The organism is Actinomadura syzygii, assembly GCF_008085905.1.
In the GTDB taxonomy this organism is placed as follows: Bacteria; Actinomycetota; Actinomycetes; order Streptosporangiales; family Streptosporangiaceae; genus Spirillospora; species Spirillospora syzygii.
Window position 1 is genome coordinate 262,360 of sequence record NZ_VSFF01000007.1, and the last position, 22,887, is coordinate 285,246.

27 protein-coding genes are annotated in these 22,887 nt (G+C 73.4%); 9 read left to right on the plus strand and 18 right to left on the minus strand.

Going from position 1 to position 22,887, the window contains the following annotated elements; translation table 11 throughout:
• Position 1 precedes the first annotated feature (1 nt).
• Positions 2-463 (plus strand): MarR family winged helix-turn-helix transcriptional regulator, encoded by a 462-nt coding sequence (locus tag FXF65_RS19100; protein ID WP_246198933.1) that lies wholly within the window; start codon positions 2-4, stop codon positions 461-463.
• Positions 464-501: 38 nt separating this feature from the next.
• Here FXF65_RS19100 and FXF65_RS19105 read toward each other — a convergent pair whose 3' ends face one another.
• A complete protein-coding gene (locus FXF65_RS19105; RefSeq protein WP_148351318.1) occupies positions 502-999 on the minus strand; it encodes a DUF1003 domain-containing protein in 498 nt (165 codons plus the stop codon).
• Positions 999-2,297 (minus strand): magnesium transporter MgtE N-terminal domain-containing protein, encoded by a 1,299-nt coding sequence (locus FXF65_RS19110; RefSeq protein WP_148351319.1) that lies wholly within the window; start codon positions 2,295-2,297, stop codon positions 999-1,001. Before FXF65_RS19110 ends, FXF65_RS19105 begins: the two co-directional genes overlap by 1 nt.
• Before the next feature lie 87 nt (positions 2,298-2,384).
• On the opposite strand from FXF65_RS19110, the gene FXF65_RS19115 reads away from it, so the two are divergent.
• A complete protein-coding gene (locus FXF65_RS19115; RefSeq protein ID WP_148351320.1) occupies positions 2,385-3,284 on the plus strand; it encodes an RNA polymerase sigma-70 factor in 900 nt (299 codons plus the stop codon).
• 21 nt (positions 3,285-3,305) lie between these two features.
• On the opposite strand, the gene FXF65_RS19120 is transcribed toward FXF65_RS19115, so the two are convergent.
• Positions 3,306-3,809, minus strand: coding sequence for a hypothetical protein (locus FXF65_RS19120; RefSeq protein ID WP_148351321.1), 504 nt, complete (start codon positions 3,807-3,809; stop codon positions 3,306-3,308).
• A 39-nt stretch (positions 3,810-3,848) separates the two neighbouring features.
• On the opposite strand from FXF65_RS19120, the gene FXF65_RS19125 reads away from it, so the two are divergent.
• Together FXF65_RS19125 and FXF65_RS19130 are read left to right on the plus strand one after the other, a co-directional pair.
• Positions 3,849-4,772 (plus strand): HpcH/HpaI aldolase/citrate lyase family protein, encoded by a 924-nt coding sequence (locus FXF65_RS19125; RefSeq protein ID WP_148351322.1) that lies wholly within the window; start codon positions 3,849-3,851, stop codon positions 4,770-4,772.
• Between the two features lie 100 nt (positions 4,773-4,872).
• Positions 4,873-6,153 (plus strand): CPBP family glutamic-type intramembrane protease, encoded by a 1,281-nt coding sequence (locus FXF65_RS19130; RefSeq protein WP_148351323.1) that lies wholly within the window; start codon positions 4,873-4,875, stop codon positions 6,151-6,153.
• Between the two features lie 28 nt (positions 6,154-6,181).
• Here FXF65_RS19130 and FXF65_RS19135 read toward each other — a convergent pair whose 3' ends face one another.
• Positions 6,182-6,571 carry an NUDIX hydrolase gene (locus tag FXF65_RS19135; protein ID WP_148351324.1) on the minus strand — a complete coding sequence of 130 codons (390 nt, stop codon included), beginning with the start codon at positions 6,569-6,571 and terminating at the stop codon, positions 6,182-6,184.
• Between the two features lie 84 nt (positions 6,572-6,655).
• Here FXF65_RS19135 and FXF65_RS19140 point away from each other — a divergent pair, with 84 nt between their 5' ends.
• The 4 genes from FXF65_RS19140 to FXF65_RS19155 are packed head-to-tail and all read left to right on the plus strand — an operon-like array spanning position 6,656 to position 9,781.
• Positions 6,656-7,303: a DUF6758 family protein gene (locus FXF65_RS19140; protein ID WP_148351325.1), complete on the plus strand. Its 648-nt coding sequence runs from the start codon at positions 6,656-6,658 to the stop codon at positions 7,301-7,303.
• A 16-nt stretch (positions 7,304-7,319) separates the two neighbouring features.
• A complete protein-coding gene (locus FXF65_RS19145; protein ID WP_148351326.1) occupies positions 7,320-8,186 on the plus strand; it encodes a PHP domain-containing protein in 867 nt (288 codons plus the stop codon).
• A 10-nt stretch (positions 8,187-8,196) separates the two neighbouring features.
• Positions 8,197-8,904, plus strand: a complete 708-nt coding sequence (locus FXF65_RS19150; RefSeq protein ID WP_148351327.1) for an MBL fold metallo-hydrolase — start codon at positions 8,197-8,199, stop codon at positions 8,902-8,904.
• Position 8,905: 1 nt separating this feature from the next.
• Positions 8,906-9,781, plus strand: a complete 876-nt coding sequence (locus FXF65_RS19155) for a RecB family exonuclease (protein ID WP_148351328.1) — start codon at positions 8,906-8,908, stop codon at positions 9,779-9,781.
• Between the two features lie 6 nt (positions 9,782-9,787).
• Here FXF65_RS19155 and FXF65_RS19160 read toward each other — a convergent pair whose 3' ends face one another.
• The 7 genes from FXF65_RS19160 to FXF65_RS19190 all read right to left on the minus strand — a co-directional run bounded on the left by FXF65_RS19160 (position 9,788) and on the right by FXF65_RS19190 (position 15,711).
• Positions 9,788-10,696, minus strand: coding sequence for an oxygenase MpaB family protein (locus tag FXF65_RS19160; RefSeq protein WP_148351329.1), 909 nt, complete (start codon positions 10,694-10,696; stop codon positions 9,788-9,790).
• 112 nt (positions 10,697-10,808) lie between these two features.
• The gene (locus FXF65_RS19165) at positions 10,809-11,627 is read right to left on the minus strand and encodes an alpha/beta fold hydrolase (RefSeq protein ID WP_148351330.1); all 819 of its coding nucleotides are present in this window, start codon (positions 11,625-11,627) and stop codon (positions 10,809-10,811) included.
• Between the two features lie 130 nt (positions 11,628-11,757).
• Positions 11,758-12,399 (minus strand): class I SAM-dependent methyltransferase, encoded by a 642-nt coding sequence (locus FXF65_RS19170; RefSeq protein WP_148351331.1) that lies wholly within the window; start codon positions 12,397-12,399, stop codon positions 11,758-11,760.
• Between the two features lie 68 nt (positions 12,400-12,467).
• Positions 12,468-12,659: a DUF1059 domain-containing protein gene (locus FXF65_RS19175; RefSeq protein WP_148351332.1), complete on the minus strand. Its 192-nt coding sequence runs from the start codon at positions 12,657-12,659 to the stop codon at positions 12,468-12,470.
• 184 nt (positions 12,660-12,843) lie between these two features.
• Complete coding sequence (locus tag FXF65_RS19180) at positions 12,844-13,680, minus strand: S1 family peptidase (protein WP_187412387.1); 837 nt, start codon at positions 13,678-13,680, stop codon at positions 12,844-12,846.
• A gap of 195 nt (positions 13,681-13,875) precedes the next feature.
• Positions 13,876-14,706 carry a helix-turn-helix domain-containing protein gene (locus FXF65_RS19185; RefSeq protein WP_148351334.1) on the minus strand — a complete coding sequence of 277 codons (831 nt, stop codon included), beginning with the start codon at positions 14,704-14,706 and terminating at the stop codon, positions 13,876-13,878.
• 123 nt (positions 14,707-14,829) lie between these two features.
• Positions 14,830-15,711, minus strand: coding sequence for an alpha/beta fold hydrolase (locus tag FXF65_RS19190; RefSeq protein ID WP_148351335.1), 882 nt, complete (start codon positions 15,709-15,711; stop codon positions 14,830-14,832).
• Positions 15,712-15,779: 68 nt separating this feature from the next.
• Here FXF65_RS19190 and FXF65_RS19195 point away from each other — a divergent pair, with 68 nt between their 5' ends.
• The gene (locus FXF65_RS19195; RefSeq protein ID WP_148351336.1) at positions 15,780-16,466 is read left to right on the plus strand and encodes a glycerophosphodiester phosphodiesterase; all 687 of its coding nucleotides are present in this window, start codon (positions 15,780-15,782) and stop codon (positions 16,464-16,466) included.
• 146 nt (positions 16,467-16,612) lie between these two features.
• Here FXF65_RS19195 and FXF65_RS19200 read toward each other — a convergent pair whose 3' ends face one another.
• From FXF65_RS19200 to ligD, 7 genes are all read right to left on the minus strand, one after another.
• Complete coding sequence (locus tag FXF65_RS19200) at positions 16,613-18,223, minus strand: DEAD/DEAH box helicase (RefSeq protein ID WP_148351337.1); 1,611 nt, start codon at positions 18,221-18,223, stop codon at positions 16,613-16,615.
• Between the two features lie 383 nt (positions 18,224-18,606).
• A complete protein-coding gene (locus tag FXF65_RS19205; RefSeq protein WP_187412388.1) occupies positions 18,607-18,900 on the minus strand; it encodes a GlsB/YeaQ/YmgE family stress response membrane protein in 294 nt (97 codons plus the stop codon).
• A gap of 166 nt (positions 18,901-19,066) precedes the next feature.
• Positions 19,067-19,300 carry a DUF3107 domain-containing protein gene (locus FXF65_RS19210; RefSeq protein WP_148351338.1) on the minus strand — a complete coding sequence of 78 codons (234 nt, stop codon included), beginning with the start codon at positions 19,298-19,300 and terminating at the stop codon, positions 19,067-19,069.
• 113 nt (positions 19,301-19,413) lie between these two features.
• Positions 19,414-20,040, minus strand: a complete 627-nt coding sequence (locus FXF65_RS19215; protein WP_148351339.1) for a TetR/AcrR family transcriptional regulator — start codon at positions 20,038-20,040, stop codon at positions 19,414-19,416.
• A gap of 229 nt (positions 20,041-20,269) precedes the next feature.
• A complete protein-coding gene (locus FXF65_RS19220; RefSeq protein ID WP_148351340.1) occupies positions 20,270-20,494 on the minus strand; it encodes a hypothetical protein in 225 nt (74 codons plus the stop codon).
• Positions 20,494-21,858: a dihydrolipoyl dehydrogenase family protein gene (locus FXF65_RS19225; protein WP_246198935.1), complete on the minus strand. Its 1,365-nt coding sequence runs from the start codon at positions 21,856-21,858 to the stop codon at positions 20,494-20,496. The genes FXF65_RS19220 and FXF65_RS19225 overlap by 1 nt, the downstream gene beginning before the upstream one ends.
• Positions 21,859-21,967: 109 nt before the next feature.
• Complete coding sequence (gene ligD, locus FXF65_RS19230) at positions 21,968-22,876, minus strand: non-homologous end-joining DNA ligase (protein ID WP_148351341.1); 909 nt, start codon at positions 22,874-22,876, stop codon at positions 21,968-21,970.
• Between the last annotated feature and the right edge of the window lie 11 nt (positions 22,877-22,887).

The following is a 22,887-nucleotide window of genomic DNA, read 5'->3' on the forward strand; positions in this document are numbered from 1 at the left end:
CGTGACCAACGGCACCCTGCCCGCCACCGAGCTGACCGTCTGGCGCGCCATGCTGCGCGCCCACGCGCGGATCGCCCGCCGGCTGCAGGCCGACCTGCTGGCCCGGCACGGTCTCGCGCCGGGCTCCTACGACGTGCTCACCAACCTCGGCGAGGCCCCCGGGGGACGGCTCCGGATGAACGACCTCGCCGACCGCGTCCTGCTGTCCCGCAGCGGCCTGACCAGGCTCGTCGACCGGATGGAACGGGCCGGGCTGGTCGTCCGGCAGTCCTGCCCGAGCGACGCCCGCGGCCTCTACGCCGTGCTGACCGCCGCCGGCCGGGACCGGCTCGACGAGGCCACCCCGACCTACCGGCGGGGCGTCCGCGACTACCTGCTCAGCCACCTGGACGAACCCGACCTGCGCGCCCTCGGGCACCTCCTCGACCGGCTCACCGACGACGAGGTCCCCGCCCGCGCCTGACCGCGAAGGGCGGCGAAGCCCTGACCGCGAAGCCCGGGTCAGGGCGGCGGGTGGTCCTTGGCGTCCAGCTCGCGCATGATCTGCTGGAGCTCGGAGCGGAGGAAGTCGCGGGTGACGACCTCGTTCAGCGCCACCCGCAGCCCGGCGATCTCCCGGGTCAGGTACTCGGTGTCGGCGATGGTGCGCTCGTTCCGCGACCTGTCCTGCTCGTACTGGACGCGGTCCCGGTCGTCCTGCCGGTTCTGCGCGAGCAGGATCAGCGGCGCCGCGTAGGACGCCTGCAACGACAGCATCAGCGTCAGGAAGATGAACGGGTACGGGTCGAACCTCAGGGAGGCGGGCGCGAGGAAGTTCCAGCCGAGCCAGACGGCGACGAACACCGTCATGTAGACGAGGAAACGCGCCGTCCCGAGGAACCGCGCGATGCGCTCGGACAGCCGCCCGAACGACTCGGGGTCGTAGTGCACCTGCGGCACGAGCGTCCGGCGGACCTCCCTCGGCTGGTCCAGGCGGGACGTCAGCTGGCGTGTCGTCATCACGTCTCCCCCCGCAGGGCCTCTTCCTCGGGATCCGAGGACTCCTCGGCGGCGGCGTCCATCGCCGCCTCCCGCCAGTCCTCGGGCAGCAGGTGGTCGAGGACGTCGTCGATCGTCACCGCGCCGAGCAGGTGGCCGTTCTCGTCCACCACGGCGCCCGCGACGAGGTTGTAGGTGGCGAGGAACATCGCCACCGCCTCCAGCGACATGATCGGCCGCAGCGGGTCGAGCACGGCGTCCACGATGCCGCTGACCAGCGTCGGCGGCGGCTCGCGCAGCAGCCGCTGGAAGTGCACGGTGCCGAGGAAGCGGCCGGTCGGCGTCGCGGTCGGCGGCCGGCACACGTACACCTGCGCGGCGAGCGCCGGGTTCAGGTCGGGGCGGCGGATCAGCGCGAGCGCCTCCGCGACCGTCGCGTCCGGCGCGACGATCACCGGGTCGGTGGTCATCAGCCCGCCCGCCGACTGGTCGGGGTAGGTGAGCAGGCGGCGGACGGGCGCCGCGTCCTGCGGCTCCATCAGCATCAGCAGCCGCTCCCGCTGCTCCGTCGGCAGCTCGCCGAGCAGGTCGGCGGCGTCGTCCGGGCCCATCGCCTCCAGGACGTCGGCGGCCCGCTCCACGCCGAGCTTGCCGAGGATCTCGATCTGGTCGTCCTCGGGGAGTTCCTCCAGGATGTCGGCGAGCCGCTCGTCGTCCAGCGCCAGCGCGACCTCCGTCCGCCGCTTCTCCGGCAGCTCGTGGACGATGTTCGCGAGGTCGGCGGGCTTCATCCGCTCGAACGCGGCGATCAGCCCGGCCGCGCCCTGGCCGTGCTCGACGGCGGAGAAGCCCTCCAGCTCGTCCCAGTCGACGACCAGGCTCTCGCCGCGCTTGCGCAGGCCGCGCCCGGTGCGGCGGCGGACGGCGACCTTCCCGACCAGCCAGTCGCGGGTGCGGGTCGGCTCCATCGCCACGTCCACGACGGAGACGTCCTCGCCGCCCTCGCGGAACCGGACCGTCCGGTCGAGCATCTCGGCGAGGACGAGCGTCTCGGACTCGCGCTTCTGGAACCGCCGCACGTTCAGCCGCCCGTCGAAGATCACCGCGTCCGCCTCGATCACGGTGACCCGGGTGATCGGCAGGAACACGGTGCGGCGCGTCGCCAGCTCCACCACCAGCCCGAGCACCCGCGGCGGGCGCGGCGCGAGGCGCAGCGCGACCACGACATCGCGGACCCTGCCGACCTGGTCGCCGGACGGGTCGAACACCGCGATGCCCGCGAGCCGGGCGATGAACACCCGCGTCGGAGCTCCGCTCATGGCCTGGACACTACCCATGATCCACGCGCCGACCCGGACGCCCGGGGGTGATCGGGGACCCCGCGGGACGCATGAGAAGGTGACGTCATGACCGACGTCCTGGTGGAGGATTTCGAGGAGCATCGGGGCCTGCTGTTCGCGGTGGCGTACCGGATGCTGGGCACGGCCGCCGACGCCGAGGACGCCGTCCAGGACGCCTGGCTGCGCTGGTCCGGCGCCGACCGGTCCGGGGTCGAGGACCCGAAGGCGTACCTCGTCCGGGTCACCACCAACGTCGCGCTCGACCGGCTCAGGTCGGCGCAGAGCCGCCGCGAGACCTACGTCGGGCCGTGGCTGCCGGAACCCATGCTGACCTCCCCGGACGTCGCCGAGGACGCCGAGCTGTCGGAGTCGGTGTCGATGGCGATGCTCGTCGTCCTGGAGACGCTGAGCCCGCTGGAGCGGGCCGTGTTCGTCCTCAAGGACGTGTTCGGGTTCCCGTACGCGGAGATAGCGGCGGCGCTGGATCGGTCCGAGGTGTCCGTGCGGCAGCTCGGCACCCGCGCCCGCAAGCACGTGGAGGCGCGGCGGCCCCGCTACCAGGCCGGGGGCGCGGAGCGGCGCGCCGCCACCGAGCGGTTCCTCGACGTCGTCCTCGGCGGCGACATCAACCGGCTCATGGAGGTGCTCGCCCCCGACGTGACGCTGTGGACGGACGGCGGCGGCAAGGTCAGGGCGGCCCTGCGGACCATCACCGGCGCGGAGAAGGTCAGCCGCTGGCTGGCCGGGATCGTCGGGCGGCCGTACGTGGGCGTCGAGCCCGCCGAGATGAGCTTCCGCCGCGTGGACCTCAACGGCGAGCCCGCCCTGATCGTGGACGGCCCGCACGGCCCGATCAGCGCCGCCACCGTCGAGATCGACGACGCGGGACGGATCCACGCGATCCACCTCGTCGCGAACCCCGACAAGCTCCAGGCGATCGCGGAGGGCCGCAGCCTGCCGATGTGACGGGCGCGACCGGCCGCCGGGCTAGCGGTCGGCGGCGCGGCGCTTGCGGCCGAGCAGCCGGGGCGGCGCGCCCGCCGTCGTCGCCGGGGTCGGGACGGGACGCACCGCCGCGTACCCGTCCGCCGCCGTCACGACCTCCTCGACCGGGGTCAGCCGGACGATCCACGACTCGGCCGCCCAGCGCTCCACCTGCCCCTCGTGGGACGTCGCGTTCAGCCGCTCCTTGGCGAGCAGGGGCGCCACGGCTTCCCAGGGCTCGGAGCCCGGCTCGACCGGCTCGGCGTCGGCGCTGAACGAGATCAGCCGCCCGCCCTTGTCCTTGCTCCGCAGGATCACGGTGACCTGCGCCGACTCCGGCAGGCCGGGCAGCGGCTGCTCGCCCTCCCCGCCGGTCAGCACGTAGGCGGACCCCTCGTGCCACACGTGCCAGGCGGCCCTCGGCTGCGGCAGGCCGGGAAGATCCAGCCACATCAGCCCGGATTTCTTGGCCGCCTCCTCCACCAGCGCCGCGTTCAGCTCACCCATGCCGAAAGCGTCTCACACCAGGTCGATAGCATCCGGGCCATGCGCGTTCGACGTACCACCCTCGCCGTCCCGGCCAGCAATCCCCGTTTCGTCGAGAAGGCCCAGGGCCTTCCCGCGGATGAGATCCTCCTCGACCTGGAGGACGCGGTAGCCCCGTCCGCGAAGGAGGACGCCCGCCAGACGGTCGTCGCCGCGCTCAACGAGGGCGACTGGTCCGGCAGGACGCGGGCCGTGCGCATCAACGACCTCGACACCCACTGGGCCTACCGGGACGTGATCGACGTCGTGGAGGGCGCGGGCGCGAACCTCGACGTCGTCATGCTGCCCAAGGCGGAGAACGCGTCCTACGTCCAGTGGCTCGACCGGCTCCTCACCCAGATCGAGCGGGCGAAGGGCCTGCCGGTCGGGCGCATCGGCATCGAGGCGCAGGTCGAGACCGCCCGGAGCATGGTCGAGATCGACGCGATCGCCGCGTCGTCGCCGCGCCTGGAGTCGCTCGTCCTCGGGCCGGGCGACCTGATGGCGTCCCTGAACATGAAGACGCTCGTCGTGGGCGAGCAGCCGCCCGGATACACCGAGGGCGACGCCTACCACTACATCCTCATGAAGATCCTGACGGCGGCCCGCGCCAACGACCTCCAGGCCATCGACGGGCCGTACTTCAACGTCCGGGACGCGGAGGCGTTCACCCGGGTCGCGCGGCGCTCCGCCGCGCTCGGGTTCGACGGGAAGTGGGTGCTGCACCCGACCCAGATCGAGGCCGGGAACGCCGTCTTCTCGCCGGAGCAGGACGACTACGACCACGCCGAGCTGATCCTGGAGGCATACCAGCGCGCCGTCGACGAGGGGCGCGGCGCCGCCACCCTCGGCGACGAGATGATCGACGAGGCGTCCCGCAAGATGGCGCTCGTCGTCGCCGCGAAGGGCCGCGCCGCCGGGATGACCCGCACCCGGAAGGAGTGAGCGGCCCCGCGCGGGGGTGAGCCGCGCGACCGGCCCCTCCGGGAACTGGGGCACCGTACGATTCGTCCCACGTACGCGAAGGCTCACGGGGAGGTCGGACGTGTCAGAACCAGGGGGCTCGGACGGTTGGGCGCCGCTGGATCCCGACCTCAACGGCGCCGCGCACCGACCACAACGCCCTGAGCCGCCGCCACAGGCCCCGCACGCACCGGAGCCGCGCCCCTATCAGGGTCCGTACGCGCCGGGCCCCTACGGGCAATACGGGCAGCACGAGCAGTACGGCCAGTACGGGGAGCAGGGGCCGTACGGGCCGTACGGCCGGTACGGGCAGCCGTACGGCGGCGGGTACGCGCCGCCCGCGCCGTTCACGACGTCCCGGACGGAGGACGCGCCGCCCGGCGCCCCGTTCCACCGGCTGGCCCGCAACCCGCCGCACCGGTGGTGGCGCCCGCTGGCCGGGTCGCTGGTGATCGTCGCCGGGGGCATGGGCCTCGCCGTCGTCGTCATGATCATCGGGATGATCGTCCGGACGGTGGTCGAGGGCGGCGTGCCGGACACCGACTCCGACTCCGTCTTCGGCAACGACACGGCCGACCTCGCCTTCGACCTGGGCTCGCTCGCCCTCTTCCTGCCGGTGGCCCTGTTCGCCGCCTGGGGGTTGCAGCGGCGGCGGCCCGGCACGCTGTCGTCCGTCGCGGGCCGGCTGCGCTGGCGCTGGATGCTGGCCTGCTGCGGCCTGGCCGTCCTGTTCTGCATCGTGTCGTTCGGAGCGTCCATCGTCGCGGGCGCCGCCGTGGACGACCAGTCGTCCGGCGACGAGCACTGGGTCGGCTGGGGACGCTTCCTCGCCCCCGCGATCGTCATCCTCCTGCTGGTGCCGTTCCAGTCGGCGGCCGAGGAGTACGTGTTCCGCGGCTGGCTGCTCCAGGCCGTCGGCGCGTGCACCCTGGAGGACGTCAAGGGGCGCGTCGGACGCGCCTTCAGCGTCGTCTTCCGCACTCCGTGGCCCGGCATCGTCGTCGGGTCGGCCCTGTTCACCTCGGGGCACGGCTACACCGGCTGGGGCATCCTCGACATCTTCTTCTTCGGCGCGGTGGCGGCGTGGCTGGCGGTGAAGACGGGCGGGCTGGAGTCCAGCATCGCGCTGCACGTGTTCAACAACCTGATGGCGTTCCTCCTCCCGGCCGCGGTCGGCGAGCTGGACATCGAGCAGGGCGGCGTGCCGTGGCAGGTCGTCGCCGCCGACATCGCGCCCATGGCGCTCTACGCGGCGACCGTCGTGTGGCTGGCGCGGCGGATGAAGATCCAGACGGTCACCGCCGGCCCGGAGGACGACGACGTCCCGGTCACGCCGCCCCCGCACCCCACGCCGGTGTCATAGCAGGCCCCGTCGATTCCAGAGCGTCGGTTCAGAGCAGGCCCCACAGCACGAGGGCGTCGACGAGGCCGGGCGTGACGGGCAGCTCGGGGATGCGCTCGGGCGGGATCCAGCCCGCTTCCGCCGCGTCGTCGCCCGCGCGGAGCGTCCCTCCGGTGACCGCGGCCGTGTAGTCGTGGATCTCGTAGGTGACGCCGCCGGGGCCGGGCCGCTCCACCGTCCCGGCGAGGGCGAGGGGCTCCACGTCGAGGCCGGTCTCCTCGCGCAGCTCCCGGGCGAGGGCGGCGGCGTCGTCCTCGCCCGGCTCGACCCGTCCGCCGGGGATGGACCAGAGGCCCTCGCCGGGCGGGCGCCCGCGCCGCACCATCAGCAGCCGTCCGCGGTCGTCCCGGACGACCGCTCCCACGCAGCGCACTCGCATGACCCCATTTTGACGCCCCCTTTTCCGCGCGTCCGCCCGCCCCGGCTTGACGATCCGGGACGTGGCCGCGCAGGGTGGGTAGTCATGAGGGCGGAGCCCACCTGCCCGCGCTGCGCGGGCCCGCTGCACGATCCGGGCCTCTGGTCGAGCGACTGGACCTGCGACGTGCACGGCGCCGTCCTGCCGAGGCAGCCGGCCAGGCGACCCGGCCCGGACGGGCTGGCCGCCGTGCTGCGCGAGACGCGGGTCCCCGTCTGGACGCCCTGGCCCCTTCCGCAGGGCTGGCTCGTCACGGGGTTCGCCACGGTCGGGGACGACCGCACGGGCGCGCGCGCGACGGCCGTCGCCGTGTCCGGGCCGGGCCTGCTCAGCGGCCCCGCCGACATGGTGCTGATCGCCGAGGAGCCCGGCGTCGGGTTCGGCGCGTACTTCGCCGGGCTGGCGGGCGCCGACCCCGGCGAGGTGTTCGACGGCAGCCCGCCGCACGTGAAGCTCGACGTCAGCGGCCCGGCCGCGACCTACGGCCACTCGCTGCCGATGTGGGCGGTCGACGGCCGTCCGGACCGCGCCGTCTACGTCGGCGAGGCGATGGGGAACTGGCTGTGGGCGGTGCTCTGGCCCGCCGACGCGGGCGTCCTGATGCTCGACAAGCAGAACCTCCTCGACCTCCGGGAGCCGGGCATGGAGATCGACCTTCCCTACGGCGCGTTCAGCCCCCGGCTCGACGACTGACGGCGGGGGCCGACCGATGCGCATCGACCTGCACAGCCACAGCGCCATGTCCGACGGGACGCGCCCGCCCGCCGAGGTCGTCCGGCGGGCCCGGGAGCGGGGCCTGGACGTCCTCGCGCTCACCGACCACGACACCGTCGCCGGATGGGACGAGGCCGCCGCCGCGCTCCCGGACGGCCTGACGTTCGTCCCCGGCATCGAGCTGTCCTGCAAGCTGGACGGCCACAGCCTGCACATGCTCGGCTACCTGTTCGACCCGTCCGAGCCCGTGCTCGCCGCCGAACTGGCCCGGATCCGCGACGACCGGGTGATCCGCGCGCAGGGCATGGTCGAGCGTCTCCGCGCGCTGGGCGTGGACGTCACCTGGGACATGGTCCGCGGCCTGGCGGGCGGCGAGGCCATCGGACGCCCGCACATCGCCCGCGCCATGATCGACGCGGGCGCGGTCCGGACGGCCGACGAGGCGTTCACCGACGACTGGATCGCCCAGGGCGGCCGCGCCTACGTCGAGCGGTACGCGCTCGACCCGGACGAGGCGATCGGGCTCGTCCGCGCGGCGGGGGGAGTGTGCGTCCTCGCGCATCCGCGGGCCCGCCGCCGCGGCTACACGGTCGGGGACGACGCCGTCGAGCGCCTCGCCGCCGACGGCCTCGCCGGAATCGAGGTCGACCATCCCGACCACGCCCCGGACGACCGCGCCCGGCTGCGCGATCTCGCCGCCGCGCTCGGCCTCGCCGCGACCGGGTCCAGCGACGACCACGGCGCGCTGACCGGCGACCGGCTCGGCGCCGAGACCACCGACCCGGACGCCTTCGCGCAGCTAGCGGAGGCGGCGTCCGGTGATGATCTCCGCAACCCCTACCGGGGGCCCGAAGCACGGTAGGGTGCGAGGCGTGGAAGCGCGCATCGAACAGGTGGTGACGTCGGGCACGCTGTCCCTTGACGACACCGACCACGACGTCGAGAACAACACCTACATCGTCGGCGACGACGACGAGGTCATCGTCATCGACCCGGCGAACGACGCCGAGGCCATCCTCAAGGAGGTCGGCGACCGCGAGGTCATGGCCGTCCTCCTCACCGACGGCAACGAACACCGTCTGAGCGTGGTGCTCGAAGTCGCCGCGGCCGGGGAGGAGGACGAGGAGAACTGGGCCCCGATCGCGCTGCACCGCGCGGACCGGCTGCTCTGGCGTGACTACTTCGGCCGCCTCGCCAAGGAGGAGGAGGACGAGGACGACGCCAAGGCGCTGCGCTCCCTCGAACCCGACATCTGGCTCGAGGACGGCGGCATCTTCGAGATCGCCGACGCCCAGCTGGAGATCGTCCACACGCCGGGCCACACCCCCGGCAGCGTGTGCGTGATCAGCGAGCAGATCGGCGTGCTGTTCGCGGGCGACACGCTGCACCGGGGCCGTCCGGGCTCGGTCGGCGGCGTCTACGAGGACCTGCGCAAGCAGCTCAACTCGATCGGCGCCCTGCTCACCCCGCTGCCGAAGGACCTGCGGATCCTGCCCGCCCAGGGCGAGGAGACCACGGTCGGCGAAGAGGACTCCCGCTGGGAGACGTGGGGCGCGCTGGCGCAGGAGTCCGACGACTAGCGTGGAGCAGCTCGGCTTCGAGGGCATGCCGCGGCGGCTCTACACCTGCACGCCGTCGAGGCTGAACACCTGGCTCGACTGTCCCCGGCGGTACCGGATGACCTACCTCGATCGTCCGATGCCGCCGAAGGGCCCGCCGTGGGCGCACAACAGCGTGGGCGCGAGCGTCCACAACGCCCTGGCGGGCTGGTGGCGGCTGCCGCCGCGCGAGCGCACCCCCGAGTCGGCCGGGCGGCTCCTCGTCCGCGGCTGGCTGACCGACGGCTTCCGCGACGACGCGCAGTCCGCCGAGTGGCGGGAGCGGGCCCGCGAGATGACCGAGCGGTACGCGGCCGGGCTCGACCCGTCCGACGAGCCGCTCGGCGTGGAGCGGACCGTCGCGACCCGCACCGACCGCATCGCCGTGTCCGGGCGCATCGACCGGCTGGACGGCCGCGGCGCCGAGCTCGTCGTCGTCGACTACAAGACGGGGCGGCACGTCCTCACCGCCGACGACGCCCGCGGCTCGCTGGCCCTCGCCCTGTACGCGATCGCCGCCGCGCGGGTGCTGCGGCGCCCGTGCCACCGGGTGGAGCTGCACCACCTGCCGTCCGGCGAGGTCGCCGCGTGGGACCACACCGACGAGTCGCTGGCCCGGCACCTGCGCCGCGCCGAGTCGATCGCCGGGGAGGCCGCCGACGCCGACGAGGGGTACCGGGCCCGCGTCCCGAAGCCCCGCCCGGCGGGCGACGTCGACCACGCCCAGCACGACGACCTTTTCCCGCCGCGTCCCGGCAATCTCTGCTCGTGGTGCGACTTCGCCCGGCACTGCCCTGAAGGCCAGCGGGCGGCCCCGCGCAAGGAGCCCTGGGCGGCCCTGCCCGTGGACGCCTCCTGAGCCCGTCTAGGCCGGCGTGAGGGCCCTGCGGTCCGGCCAGCGGCGCGGGTCGCGGAGGCCGTAGAGGCCCTTGCCGACGTCGTAGCCCTCGGCGCCGAGCCGCTGCCTGGCACGTTCCAGCATGTCCCTCGTGTTCTTGGCGAAGGCGTAGTCGTGCACCCGCTCCGGCAGCGAGTTCATCGTCAGCCGGAACGACCGCAGCGCCGCCGTCACCACCGGACGGGGAAGCTCGGGCAGCGCCCCGTACATCTCGCGGGCCCAGTCCGGCAGCGAGTAGTAGCAGAGCGCGCCGAACGGGAAGTACCCGGGCTTCCCCGGCGCGAGGAATCTGAGGTTCTCCGGCATCGTCGGCCACATCAGGAACCGCACCGTGGCCGCCGCCTCCTCGGTGACCCGCAGCCTCGGCCGCGTCTCGGCGAGGTACGCCTCCATCTCGGCGACGCTGCCGGGGACGTCCTCCGCGTGCAGCCCGACGTAGGTCGCGGTGTGGCGCTGCTCGTCCAGGTAGCGGTCGGCCATGGCGGGGGTCAGCGGCAGCCCGGCCCGCCGCGCCACGTCCAGGTACGAGGACACCTCGGCGCAGTGCACCCAGCGGAGGAACTCGGGCTGGTCGAGCCGCTCCCTCCTGCCCGTGTCGTGGTTGAGGATGCGCAGGCTCCGGTGGATCTGCCGGACGCGGTAGGCCAGCTCGTCGATCTCCTCGTGCGTCCCGAACGTGGAGACGCCGACGAAGTCGGCGGTGCGCTGGAGCCGCCCGAACGGGTCCTCCTGGAAGTTCGAGTTCTGCCAGACGCCCCACATCGCCATGGGGTGCAGCGCCTGGAGCATGAGACCGCGCACACCGCCGATCCACATGGTCCGGTCGAGGTGGACGCGCCACGTGACGCTCTCGGGGGGCTGGACGGTCGCGGGCATCCTGCGGCACACCTCCATGAGACAGACTCAAGTAAGTGTGTCATTACTTGCCCGCGACCGCGACATGGGGGTCCGGTGAGGCCCGTCACCCTCCCCGGCGGACGCGGGCCGGCTAGACGGACGTCCGGTCGAGCAGCGCCCGCAGGTGGTCGGCGAACCGGCCGGGGTCGTCGGTGAAGCCGACGTGGTCGCCCGGGAACAGCGTCGGCTCGATCCCGAGGTGGGCGGCGAGCGCCCGCGACGCCCGGTCGCAGAGCTGCCCCGCCGACGCCTCGCCGATCCCGATGACCAGCCGCTCCCGGACGGCGCGCAGCGCGTCGAGGTCGGGCGTCCAGCGGACGGTCTCGAGCATCTCGTGCGCGAACCAGCGCCGCTCGTCCGCCACCTGCCGGGGGTCGCGCTCCCCGCCGAACATCTGCTCCAGCACCGGGTCGGGCAGGTCGATTCCGGACGTCGCCATGAACTTCCGCCACGCCCCGATGACGTCGCCGTCGAGGTAGGTGGCGACCAGGTCGTCCGTGGCCTTCAGCAGCGCCTCGGCGTCCGGCAGGATCTGGTCGAGCGGCGGCTCGTGCGCGATCACCGTGCTGACCCGCTCGGGGTGCGACTGCGCCAGCGCCAGGACGGTGCAGGCGCCGCCGCTCGTCCCGAAGACGGTCGCCGGGCCCGCGCCCACCTCCGCGATCAGCCGGGCCAGGTCGTCCGCGCGCAGCGGCGGCGTCGAGTCCTGCTCCGGGTCGTCGACGGGGCTGCGGCCGATGCCGCGCGGGTCGGTCGTGAGGACGGTGCGGTCGGCGGCGAGCAGGTCGGCCAGCGGCTCGAACGCCGCGGCGTCCATGGGCGCGCCGACGAGCGCGACGAGCGGGCCGCTGCCGCGCAGCTCGTAGTGCAGGCGGGCGTCGGGAACGCGCAGGGTACGGACGGACGTCATCGGGTCTCCTCCAGGCTTCGGCCGTTTGGAGGTGCAGACCTTCGGCCTGGCCGGAACTCATCGCCCGACCGGAGATCCGTTCGACCGGAGACACCGTTCGGTCGTCCCCGCTCAGCTCGGTCATCTCCGCTCAGCGGACGGCGGTTCCCGCGATGAAGGCCGTCCCGACCGTCCGGACGCGCGCCGTCCAGCCCCAGCCCGCGAGGTCGCGGACGAGCCGCTCCGGCTCGTGGAAGACCTTCACGACGCGGTGCACGCTGCCGTCGTCCAGTGTCCGCCGGACGGCGGGCACGGGCTCCCCGTCGAGGACCTCCTCGTACACGGCCTCGCCCGGCCCGTTGTCGAGGAACACGGCGGCGCCACCAGGCGCCAGGGCGTCCGCGACGGTCTGCCAGAACCCCGCGAGCCGTCCGGGCGGGACGTGCGACAGCCAGAACGCGAAGAAGACCGTGTCGTAACGCCGTTCCGGCCGCCACTCGAACAGGTCGGCGCACGCGAACGCGACTTTCGGCGACGCCGCCCGCTCCCGCGCGATGGCGAGCGCCTCGGGCGCGGCGTCGAGCGCGGTCACGGACCTCGCCCGCGCGGCGAGGGAGCCCGTCCACTGGCCGGTTCCGCAGGCCAGTTCCAGCACGTCCCCGCCGACCGGCAGTTCCTCGAACACCGGCCGCAGTTCCGCGATGTCGTCGCGCTCCTCGTACTCCCTGTCGTACTCGGGCGCGCGGGCCCGGTAGTACGCGATCTGCTCCTGGACCATGGCGTCCGCGTCCATGCCGACACGGTAACCCGATCATGGACGTCCGGCCATGGCCCCCGGGCGGACGGCGTCAGTGGGCGGCGTCAGTGGGCGCTCAGGTGCTCCTCCTTGAGCCAGCCCCGGATCTCCTCGCGGAGCTCAGGCGTGTCGGCGTGCCCGTGGACGGAGGCCGCGTGCTCGGCGGCGGCGCGGACCACCTCGTCCTCCTCGCCGCTGATCGTGAGCGTGCAGCCGGACTCGCTCGGCATGTCCCGGCAGTCGGCGACCTTCCGCATCGTTCCTCCTCCCGCACCGCATCGCCAGATTTCCCACTCTTCCTGTCAAGCGTTACATATCCCCAGGTGAGCGGGAAGCGAGGCGGGGGCACGTCCCGGCCAAGTCTCGGTCACCCGGGCAAAGGAGCGCCCCGGCGCGCTGTCGGTCGCACCGGGGCGGACGGCTCGGGTCAGGCGGCTCGGGTCAGGCGGCGGAGACCACGCTCTCGATCCAGTCCCGCTGGACGGTCACGTCCGTGTAGATGCCCTTGCCCGTGCTGCAGTCGGGCAGCTGCGGGGACGGCTTGTCCGGGTCGTACGGCAGCGCCTCGACCCGGCTGAACGCGCCGATGAGCCGCCACCCGGCCGGGGTGCCGCGCAGCAGCGGCCCGCCGGAGTCGCCGAAGCAGGCGCCGGACCTGGTGTCCGGGTTGCCGGTGCAGACCTCGAAGGCCGCGTCGATCGGCGCGACGATGTTCACGCAGGCCGACGGCTCGCGGATCGCGGAGTCGAGCTGCTGCAGGACGTCGGGCGCGTCGGCGCATCCGGTGTTCGGACCGGGCGAGGCGCATCCCCAGCCGATCAGCCGGGTCGGGGCGCCGGCGGGCTGCCGCGCGTCCAGCGGGACGGGCGCGTTCGCGACCGGCTGGTCGAGCCGGACCAGCGCCGCGTCGAACGTCGTCTCGGTGCGGTCCGGGTGGACGACGATCCGGTCGACGCCCCGGACGCTGCCGCCCTCGTCCTTGCGCAGGCTCCCGATGCGGAGCCGGAGGTCGCCGGGCCGCAGGGTCTCCACGCAGTGGGCGGCGGTGACGACCCACCGGTCGGTGATCAGGCTGCCGCCGCAGAAGTGCCCGCGCGGGTCGTCCTGCAGCGACACCATGAACGAGTACGGTTCGGTGGCGTCCTCGCCGCCGATGATGTTGGTGGTGACGTCGCCCGGTCCGGGCGGGTCGGGGTCGGCCAGCGCGCTCGGCGCGACCGGTCCGAGACAGAGCGCCGCCACGGCCGACGCGATCAGCGCCAGGCGAAGTTTGCGCACGGTAGGGGTCCTTCCGGTACGTCCGGGCGGCGCGGCCGAGGGGCTCGTCCGGCGCCGCGGGACCATCCGATGATGATCTTGCACCCGACGCTAGGGCCCGCCCGCGTCGCGGACGATCCAGCGGGCGCACCCTTTCAAGGTGCAGCGGGCACTACCGGCTGGAGGGACGCCACCGGCTAGAAGGGGCGCCACCGGCTAGAGGGCGGCGCGGTGGTCTTCGAGGAGGGCGCGGGAGTCGGCGGGGGAGAGGGTGACGTCTTCGAGGAGTTTCCAGGTGTCCCAGAGGTCGGCCTGGGCGGCGTCGATGCCGAGCGCGGTGTGGACGAGCGAGATCCGGTCGGTGACGCCCGGGAACTCCAGGACGTCGAAGGGCCCGTTGAGCCCCGCGTGGACGCCGTTGGCCGTCGGGATCACCCGGACGGTCGACCGTTCGTCGGCGGCGAGGTCGAGCAGGTACGTGAACTGGGCGCGCATGACGTCGGCGGGGCCGCCGTGGTGCTCCAGCATGTAGCCGTCGAGGATGACGTCCAGGGTGCGGGGCCTGCCGGACGGGGCGTGCTGCTGCCGGTTGCGCAGGAGGTCGAGCTCCTCCTCGACGTTCAGCCGGGGGACGTGGTGCTGGAAGAGCAGCCGGGCGTACTCCTCGCAGCGGACGAGCTCCGGCATCCGCGCGATGCCGAACGTGTGGATGATCGGGGACTCCGACTCGACGGTGTAGATGTCGCGGACGAGGGCCTTCAGCCGTCCGACGTGCCGCGCGAGCCACGGCGGGCCGGCCGGGCGGGACGCGAGGTCGACGAGGACGTCCCGGACCCGCGGCGGCGCGCCGTAGGCGTCCAGGATCTCGCCGACCTGCTCGGGCGTGGCCTCGCCGAAGCCCGTCTCGACGCGGGCGAGCCAGTTGGCGTCGCGGCCGAGCAGGGACGCGGCCTCCGGATAGGACAGTTCGAGGATCTCCCGGATCTTCCGCAGGTGCTGCCCCAGGCTCCGGGCGTTGATGTTGGGGGCTCGGTAATCCACCGGCATACACCCAGCCTAGGCCGAACTCGGCTCCGGTGCGCACACTTCTCGTCGCCCAGCGTGCACATCTCGGATGTCCGTCTGGTGGACGTTCGGTGGCCTGGACGCCACCCCGGGCTCGCTCCGGGCTCAGCCGAGCCCGGTGCGCTCCGCCTGCGCCCAGAAGTCGCGGAGGGCGGTGGCCGTGGTCTCCGGGGCGTCCCAGGCGGGGGAGTGCGCGGCGCTCGGGATCACGACCTTGGACGAGCCGAGCCGCTCGGCCATCTCCGCCTGCGCGGGCGGCAGCCAGACGTCGTCGTTCTCCCCGTAGAGGACGAGCACCCGCAGCCCGGTGTCGGCGCAGTGCTTGACCAGCTCGTCGATCCGGTCGGGCGCGCTGAGGATCTCGTCGGACATCCGGACGAGGCCCGTCTCGGAGTTGCCGAGCGTGCGCGCCTTGATGAAGGCGATGATCTCCTCGGGGACGCCGCGCGAGGAGTAGTCGGGCTCCAGCGCGATCTCCCAGATCGTCGGCATGCCGAGCTCGGGGATCGCGTCGCGCAGGGACTGCGCCCTGGTCGCGGCCTTCCCGGTGACGGCGGACGGCCCGGAGCTCATCAGCGTGAACGACGCGGGGCGCACCCGGTCGGCGAGCACCGCCTCCCGGCACACCAGGCCGCCGAACGAGTGCCCGACGAGGTGCGCCGGGTCGGGGCCGAGCGCTTCGAGCAGGGCGGTGACGTCCTCGCCGAGGGCGGCGCGGCCGTAGGCGGCCTCGTCGTCCGGCCCGGCGGACTCGTACTGCCCGCGCATGTCGATCGAGAGGACGCGCCGGCCGGACGCCGCGAGGCTGTGCAGGACGGCGAGGAAGTCCTCCTTGCTGCCCGTCAGGCCGGGGACGAGGAGCGCGGGGCGGCGTTCGGGCACGCCGGATCCGGGGAGGGCCTCCAGGGCGGCGAACGAGCCGCGGGGGGTCTCGACGTTCGTCCGGCGCACGCCGGGGGGCAAGGTCAGGAACCGGGGCGTACTCACGGGGGACCACCATACTCAATGCCGGATGCTCACCGTTGGTGAGAAAGCGTCGGTGGTAGCGTCGCAGAGTGCGTCCGAAGCCTGCGATCTCCGCGCACCGCCGTGACGAGGCGGGCCTCTCGGGGCTCACCGAGGCCGTCGAGTCCGGGGCCGAGTACGTCGAGATCGACATCCGCCGGACGGGGGACGGGCGGCTCGTCGTCCACCACGACGCCGAGGTCGGCGGCCTGGCGCTGAAACGGCTCACCTACGAGCGCGTGCAGGACCTGTCGCCGCGTCCCGTCCCGCTGGTCAGCGACGCCATGCAGATCATCGCGGGCCGCGCGCAGGGCCACCTCGACCTCAAGGAACGCGGCTGCGAGCACGAAACGGTCGAGCTCGCGATGGACGCCTTCGGGCCCGACGACTTCGTCGTCACCACCCGCGAGGTGGTCTCCCTCGTCCAGATCAAGAAGAGCTTCCCGCGCGCGCGGACGGCCCTGTCGGTGGGCCGCAACCTGTGGGAGCGCGGCGTCGCGCACGACTTCGCGCCGCTGCGGCTGATCCGCAAGGCGGGCGCCGACATGGTCGCGGTGAACCACCGGCTCGCCCGCGTCGGCGTGCTGCGCCAGTGCGCCCGCGCCGGGATCCCCGCCATGGTCTGGACGGTCAACGCCGAGCCCGTGATGCGCCGGTTCCTGCGCGACCCGCGGGTCGCCGTCCTCGTCACCGACCGTCCCGCCACCGCGCTGGAGCTCCGCGACCAGCCGAACTGACCCCCGGCCAGGCACGGGCATCCGGGAGCAGAGACGGAAGAACCGCGAGACCGGGGCTCCGGTCTCGCGGTTCGGCGCTCTCTTGCTGTGTGCCGGTCAGACCGTGTGCTGGTCAGACCTTGTGCTTGTCAGACCTTGGGTGCGGGTCAGGCCGTCTGGGACTCGGCCTCGGCCGCCCCGGACGCCTGCGCCGCCGGCTTGCCCGCGCGGGTGCGGCGGCGGCTCCGGCTGCGCTTGCGCTCGGTGGCCACGGCGTCGACGACGTTGTCGTCCGCCGGGGCGCCGGCCTTGTGCGCGGCGGTCTCGGCCTCCGCCGCGGCGGCCTCGACCGGCTTGCCGGCGCGGGTCCGGGCCCGGTTGCGCTTGCGGCGGCGGGGCCGCGGACGTTCCCGCTCGCGCTCCCGCTCCCGGTCGCGCCCGTGGGTGCGGACCTTGCCGGTCTCGCCGATGTCCTCCAGCTCCTCGGCGTCCAGCCCGGCGCGCCCGCCGCGCAGCTCCGTGGGCAGCGTGCCCGTCGTCCCCGCGGGAATGCCGAGCGACTCGAAGAAGTGCGGGGACGTGGAGTAGGTCTCCTCCGGGGCGGCGAACGGCAGGTCGAGCGTGCCGTTGATCAGCTTCCACCGGGTGAGGTCGGACCAGTCGACGAAGGTGACGGCGACGCCCTTCTTGCCCGCGCGGCCGGTCCGGCCGATGCGGTGCACGTAGGTGTCGGCGCTGTCCGGGCACTCGTAGTTGACGACGTGGGTGACGTCGTCGACGTCGAGGCCGCGGGCCGCCACGTCGGTGGCCACGAGGACCCCGATCTTGCCGTTGCGGAACGCGCGCAGCGCGCGCTCCCGCTGGCTCTGCCCGAGGTCGCCGTGCACGGCGGCGGCGTCGAAGCCCCGCTTGGCGAGGTCGGCGGCCACCCGGTCGCAGGCCCGCTTGGTCTGGCAGAAGATCATCGTCAGCCCGCGGCCCTCGGCCTGCAGCAGCCGCGCGACCATCTCCGGCTTGTCCATCTGGTGGGCCTGGAAGACGTGCTGGACGACCTGCGGCGTCGCCTCCGACTCGGTGTGCGACTCGGCCCGCACGTTGGTGGGCCTGGTCAGGTACCGGCGCGACAGCGCGACGATCTCGCCCGGCATCGTCGCCGAGAACATCATCGTCTGGCGCTTGGCCGGGACGCGCTCGATGATCCGCTCGATGTCGGGCAGGAACCCGAGGTCGAGCATGCGGTCGGCCTCGTCCAGCACCAGGACGCCGACCTTCGACAGGTCGAGGTGCTTCTGCTTGACGAGGTCGAGCAGCCGGCCCGGCGTGCCGACGACCACGTCGACGCCCTCGCGGAGCGCGTCGATCTGCGGCTCGTAGGCCCGGCCGCCGTAGACGGACAGGACGCGCGTGCCGAGCTTGCCGCCCGCCACGAGCAGGTCGTCGGTGACCTGGAGGGCCAGCTCGCGGGTCGGCGCCACGACGAGCGCGCGCGGCTCGCGGCCGCCGTGCTCGATGCGCTGCAGCAGCGCCGCGCCGAAGGCGAGGGTCTTGCCGGTGCCGGTGCGGGCCTGGCCGATGATGTCGTGCCCGCCCAGGGCGATCGGCAGGGCGAGCTCCTGGATGGGGAACGCTTCGACGATGCCCTCCGCTTCAAGGGCATCTGCTATCTCGGGGACGACCCCGAGTTCACGAAAGGTAGTCAGGGCTTTCAGCCTCCAATATGCGGGGTCTCCGCTCCCGGGTGCGGCGCGGCACGACCGAGGGCGTCGGCGTAGGGACATGCCCGCCGCTCGTTTCCTGTGGCCGCGCGCTCGCGCGGGAGGGACCAGCCGTTGCTCAAAATCTCTCGGCGACCGCAGTCAGGGGTTGAAAGCAGTCACTCGCTGTGGCTGCGTGCGGTCACACTCCGCGACGCAGTGTACCGACCGTTGATTCCATACACCAATAGCCGTTCACCGCACCCAACGTTTCCACGGTTTCGTCTATTCCATGCCCCGCCCGCCAGGGACTATCCGCCGCGGGAAGATCGGCGCGGCGGGCCCGCCGCGCCGTCCCCGCGACGGCCACATCCGGACACGCCGGTTCCGCCGGGAATGGGGGAAGGCCCCCGCCGTGGGGGGCGGGGGCCTTCGGGCAGCGCATCGTCGGCGCCCTCTCCGGACGGTCAGAACGTGCGGCGGCGGGCGCGCAGGCCGTGCCGCCTGCCGCCGCCGATGCCGCGCGTGTTCGCGGACGTGAGCACCGCCACACCGAGCGCGGCGACCAGCACCGAGAATATGAACGCGATGATCGCGCCCGCGCCGAGCGCGTTCGCGACGACCCCGCCGACTATCGCGCCGACGATCCCGGCGAGGATCGTGAGCGGGATGCCGATCGGGTTGCGCCCGGGGAGGAGGAGCCGTGCCAGAGCTCCGATGACGGCACCGACGACGATGAACCAGAGAATCGTCGTGAGCATGTCGATCATCCTTCGTGTTCCGAGGGCCGCGAGGTGCGGCCCGTGGTCGGAGATCGATGTGCCCACTCAGCCAGAATCAAACAAAGCCCAGGTCAAAAGCTATCTACCAGGGCGAAGGCGTCCCGGGCGCGGCTCACCCGCCACCGGCGCCTCGCGCCCCCGCGGCTCAGGTGTACTGGCCGCCGAAGCCGACGCTGCGCTGCTCGTCCTCGGAGATCTCCAGGTAGGCGAGCCGCGCGGCGGGGACGACGACCCGCCCGGCGCGGCGGTCGCGGAGCACGAGCACCCCGTTCGGCTCGGCGAGCGCGGCGGCCAGCGCGGCCTGCACCTCGTCGGCCGACTGACCGGTGTCGACCTCGAGCTCCCTCGGAACGTTCTGCACGCCGATGCGGACCTGCACGCGTTGCTCCCGTCGTCCGTCGCGTCCCGCCGACCTCCGGCGGTCCCGTCTCCGATGGTCGCATGTGGATCACCGGATGCGCCGCCGCCGGGTTCGGCTGTGGGTGAAACCCGTCAGGACGCGTCGGCGCGCGGGAAGCCGGAGATGCCGCGCCAGGCCAGCCGGGCGATGATCTTCTCGGCGGTGTCCTTCGGGATCGCGCGCTGCTGCGACAGCCAGTAGCGGGCGCTGACCTCGGCCATCCCGACGAGGCCCATGCCGAGCAGGTACGCCTCGTCGTTCGGGGCGTCGGTGTCCTCGGCGATGACCTGGGCGATCATCTCGGCGCACTGCTGGTTGGCGCGGTCGACGCGGGCCCGGACGGGCGCCACGTTGCGCAGGTCGGACTCGAACACCAGCCGGTACGCCTCGCCGTCGCCCGCGACGAAGTCGTAGAACGCCCCGATGCTCGCCTGGACGCGGAGCTTGTTGTCCGAGGTGGACTCCAGCGCGTCGCGGACGGTGTTCACCAACGCCTCGGCGTGCTCGTCCAGCAGCGCGAGGTAGAGCTCAAGCTTGCCCGGGAAGTGCTGGTAGAGCACGGGCTTGCTGACGCCTGCGCGCTCGGCGATCTCGTCCATCGCAGCGGCGTGGTACCCCTGCGCGACGAACACCTCCTGGGCCGCGCCGAGCAGTTGCCTGCGGCGCGCCAGCCGCGGCAGCCTGGTGCCACGGGGGCGTGCGTCCGGGGTCGCTGTCACCACCATCTCCGATCAGCGGTCGTCGCGGCGGATCCGGGGTCGTCCGCCGCGCGGGAACAATCACCTCATCGTACGCGGGAGTAACTCCGCCGGTCACGACTAACGGCCGTCGGAGCTCCTTCGCGCAGGTCAGTGTATTTCCGGGGACGGCCTCCGGGCATCCCCGCCCCGGTTTTCGGGAAACCTTCTTTTCAATGCGCCGCCGCGCCGGAAGGCGCGCCGCGCGCGGTCAGCGGTACTCGTCCTCGTCCAGCCGGACCTCGCGCCGCTGCTCCGCCGCGTCGGCCTCGTTCGCCTCGTCCGGCAACTGCGCGGACCACTCGCGGGGGGCGTCGTCGTCCAGCGCGGCGCGCTGCTCGGCGGCGTCGGCCTCGTTCGCCTCCGCCACGGCGGCGTCCTCGGCGGTGTCCTCCACCGCGTCGGACGGCGGTTCCAGGTCGTCGGTCTCGCTCATCACGGGTCCTCCTCGCGCGTGCTCTCGTCGCGGGCCGCCGCGCACGCCGCCGCCAGCTCGCGCAGCGGCGCCTCCACCGACTCGCCGTACGTCGGAAAGGCGTGGACGACGTCGGCGAGCAGGCTCAGCGGCGTCTCCGCGCGGATGGCGAGGGCGATCTCGCTCATCCACTCCTCGGCGCCGAGCCCGGCCGCGGCGGCGCCGACCAGCAGCCCACGGGCGCGGTCGGCGTACAGCTCGACCCGGCCGCGCTCGTCCGCCCCGACCGCCGCCCGGGCGGTCGCGGCCAGGTCGTACCCGGCGGTGCGGAGGTCTATGCCGAGTTCGGCCGCCCGCCTCGGCGAGATCCCCACCGAGTAGACGGTGGGGTTCGTGTAGACGACGCGCGGGATCGCGCGGTAGTCGGCCTCGCGGCGGCGCCCGAGGAGGTTGGAGAGGACCACCCGCGCCTGGTAGCGGGCCGCGTGCGTGGTGCGCGCGACGCCGGTGACGTCGCCCGCCGCCCACACGCTCCCGGTCGCGGACGGCACCCGGCACGTCTCGTCCACCGGCAGGCCGTGGCCCGGCGCGACCGCGACGCCGAGGTGTTCGAGCCCGAGGCCCTCGACGCGCGGACGGCGCCCGGCCGCGACGAGGACCCGGTCGGCGTCGAGCGTGCCGCCGTCCGACAGCCAGAGGCGGAGCCCGGTGTCCTTGCGCTCGATGTCGCCGAGCCCCGCGCCGAGCCGCAGGTCGACGCCCATCCGGCGGAGCTCGTCGGCGAGCACCTCGCCCGCGAACGGCGCCTCCGCGGGGAGCAGCCGCCCGGACGCCTCGACCACCGCGACCTGCGACCCGAACGCCGCGTAGACCTGCGCCAGCTCGCAGCCGACCGGGCCGCCGCCGAGGATCACGAGGCGGCGCGGCAGGTCGGGCACGGACAGCGCCTCGTCGCTCGTCCACAGCGGGACGTCGGCGAGCCCGTCCGCCGCCGGGACGACCGGCTCGCTGCCGGTGCAGACCACGAGGTCGGCGAACCCGTGCTCGACACCGTCCACCTCGACCCGGCCGGGGGCGGCGACGCGCCCTTTGCCCCGCAGGACGGTCACGCCCGCCTCGGCCATCCGCGCGACCGCGGGGTCGTCGGACCGGCGGCCGGTCAGCTCGTCCCGCCGGGCGAGCGCCATCTCCCAGGTCTCGCCGCGCCGCGCCGACAGCAGCAGGCTCTTGGACGGCACGCACGCGAAGTACGGCGACTCGCCGCCGACCAGGCGGTTCTCGACGAGCGCGACGTCCCGTCCGGCGCGGGCGAGGCCGGCGGCCACCAGTTCGCCCGCCGTCCCCCCGCCCAGCACCACGGCGTCGTAATGGTGGTTGCGCGCCACTTGCCCTTCCTTCCGCCCGGTGGATCCCCGGCGACCATGGTGGCGGAATCCGGCGCCGGAGAGTGCCGGTTCGACCACATAGGGCACGTGAATCGCGGACGGCGGCCGCTCAGGGAAGCGGTTGCCTGTCGTTCAGCAGCGGTTCCAGGAGATCGCCGTGCTCGTCCAGGCGGGCGAGGACGTCGGCCGGGGAGAACACCAGGTCGGCGGCGTCCTCGCAGGAGTCCAGCTCGTCCCAGGTGATCGGCGTCGACACCGACGGGCTGCGCGCGGCGCGCAGCGAGTAGGGCGCGACGGTGGTCTTGGCCGGGTTGTTCTGCGACCAGTCGACGAAGATCCTGCCCTTGCGGAGCCGCTTCTCCATCTTCGCGACGACGAGCTTCGGATGCTCCTCGGCGAGGCGCCGCGCCGCCGCCTTGGCGTATTCGGACGTCCGCTCCGCGTCCTTCGGCTCCTTCACCGGGACGTACAGGTGCAGGCCCTTCTTGCCGCTCGTCTTCGGGTACGACTCCAGGCCGTCCTCGGCGAGCAGGTCGCGGAGCAGCCGCGCCACCTCGCACGCCTCCACGATCGTGGCGGGGTCGCCCGGGTCCAGGTCGAAGACGATCAGGTCGGGGGTGTGGACCTTGCCGCGCGGCCCGACCTTCCACTGCGGGACGTGCAGCTCCAGCGCCGCGAGGTTGGCGCACCAGACGAGGGTGGCCAGGTCGTCCACGACGACGAAGTCGAGCGTGTCGCGGCCGGTCGAGCTGCCGGGCGTCGGGATCGTCGCCGTCCGCACCCAGTCGGGCGTGTGGGACGGCGCGTTCTTCTCGAAGAACTTGCCGCCGTCGACGCCGTCCGGCCAGCGGATGCGGGTGGCGGCGCGGTCCCTCAGGTGGGGCAGCATCGCGGGGGCGACGCGGGCGTAGTAGTCGATGACCTCGCCCTTGGTGAACTCGGGGTACATGTCCTTGTCGAGGTTGGACAGGGACAGGCGCCGCCCGTCCACCTCGACGCTGGTTCGCTCAGGACTCACGGATGCTCCGG

Bases quoted from the DNA above. Each gene is read 5' to 3' on its own strand.
- FXF65_RS19135 (WP_148351324.1), bottom strand. From the start codon at position 6,571: ATGCGAGTGCGCTGCGTGGGAGCGGTCGTCCGGGACGACCGCGGACGG.
- FXF65_RS19165 (WP_148351330.1), bottom strand. From the start codon at position 11,627: ATGACGTCCGTCCGTACCCTGCGCGTTCCCGACGCCCGCCTGCACTAC.
- FXF65_RS19175 (WP_148351332.1), bottom strand. From the start codon at position 12,659: ATGCGGAAGGTCGCCGACTGCCGGGACATGCCGAGCGAGTCCGGCTGC.
- FXF65_RS19140 (WP_148351325.1), top strand. From the start codon at position 6,656: ATGAGGGCGGAGCCCACCTGCCCGCGCTGCGCGGGCCCGCTGCACGAT.
- FXF65_RS19120 (WP_148351321.1), bottom strand. From the start codon at position 3,809: ATGGGTGAGCTGAACGCGGCGCTGGTGGAGGAGGCGGCCAAGAAATCC.
- FXF65_RS19160 (WP_148351329.1), bottom strand. From the start codon at position 10,696: ATGCCCGCGACCGTCCAGCCCCCCGAGAGCGTCACGTGGCGCGTCCAC.
- FXF65_RS19105 (WP_148351318.1), bottom strand. From the start codon at position 999: ATGACGACACGCCAGCTGACGTCCCGCCTGGACCAGCCGAGGGAGGTC.
- FXF65_RS19145 (WP_148351326.1), top strand. From the start codon at position 7,320: ATGCGCATCGACCTGCACAGCCACAGCGCCATGTCCGACGGGACGCGC.
- FXF65_RS19125 (WP_148351322.1), top strand. From the start codon at position 3,849: ATGCGCGTTCGACGTACCACCCTCGCCGTCCCGGCCAGCAATCCCCGT.
- FXF65_RS19185 (WP_148351334.1), bottom strand. From the start codon at position 14,706: ATGCCGGTGGATTACCGAGCCCCCAACATCAACGCCCGGAGCCTGGGG.
- FXF65_RS19115 (WP_148351320.1), top strand. From the start codon at position 2,385: ATGACCGACGTCCTGGTGGAGGATTTCGAGGAGCATCGGGGCCTGCTG.
- FXF65_RS19205 (WP_187412388.1), bottom strand. From the start codon at position 18,900: ATGCTCACGACGATTCTCTGGTTCATCGTCGTCGGTGCCGTCATCGGA.
- FXF65_RS19110 (WP_148351319.1), bottom strand. From the start codon at position 2,297: ATGAGCGGAGCTCCGACGCGGGTGTTCATCGCCCGGCTCGCGGGCATC.
- FXF65_RS19170 (WP_148351331.1), bottom strand. From the start codon at position 12,399: ATGGACGCGGACGCCATGGTCCAGGAGCAGATCGCGTACTACCGGGCC.
- FXF65_RS19220 (WP_148351340.1), bottom strand. From the start codon at position 20,494: ATGAGCGAGACCGACGACCTGGAACCGCCGTCCGACGCGGTGGAGGAC.
- FXF65_RS19200 (WP_148351337.1), bottom strand. From the start codon at position 18,223: ATGTCCCTACGCCGACGCCCTCGGTCGTGCCGCGCCGCACCCGGGAGC.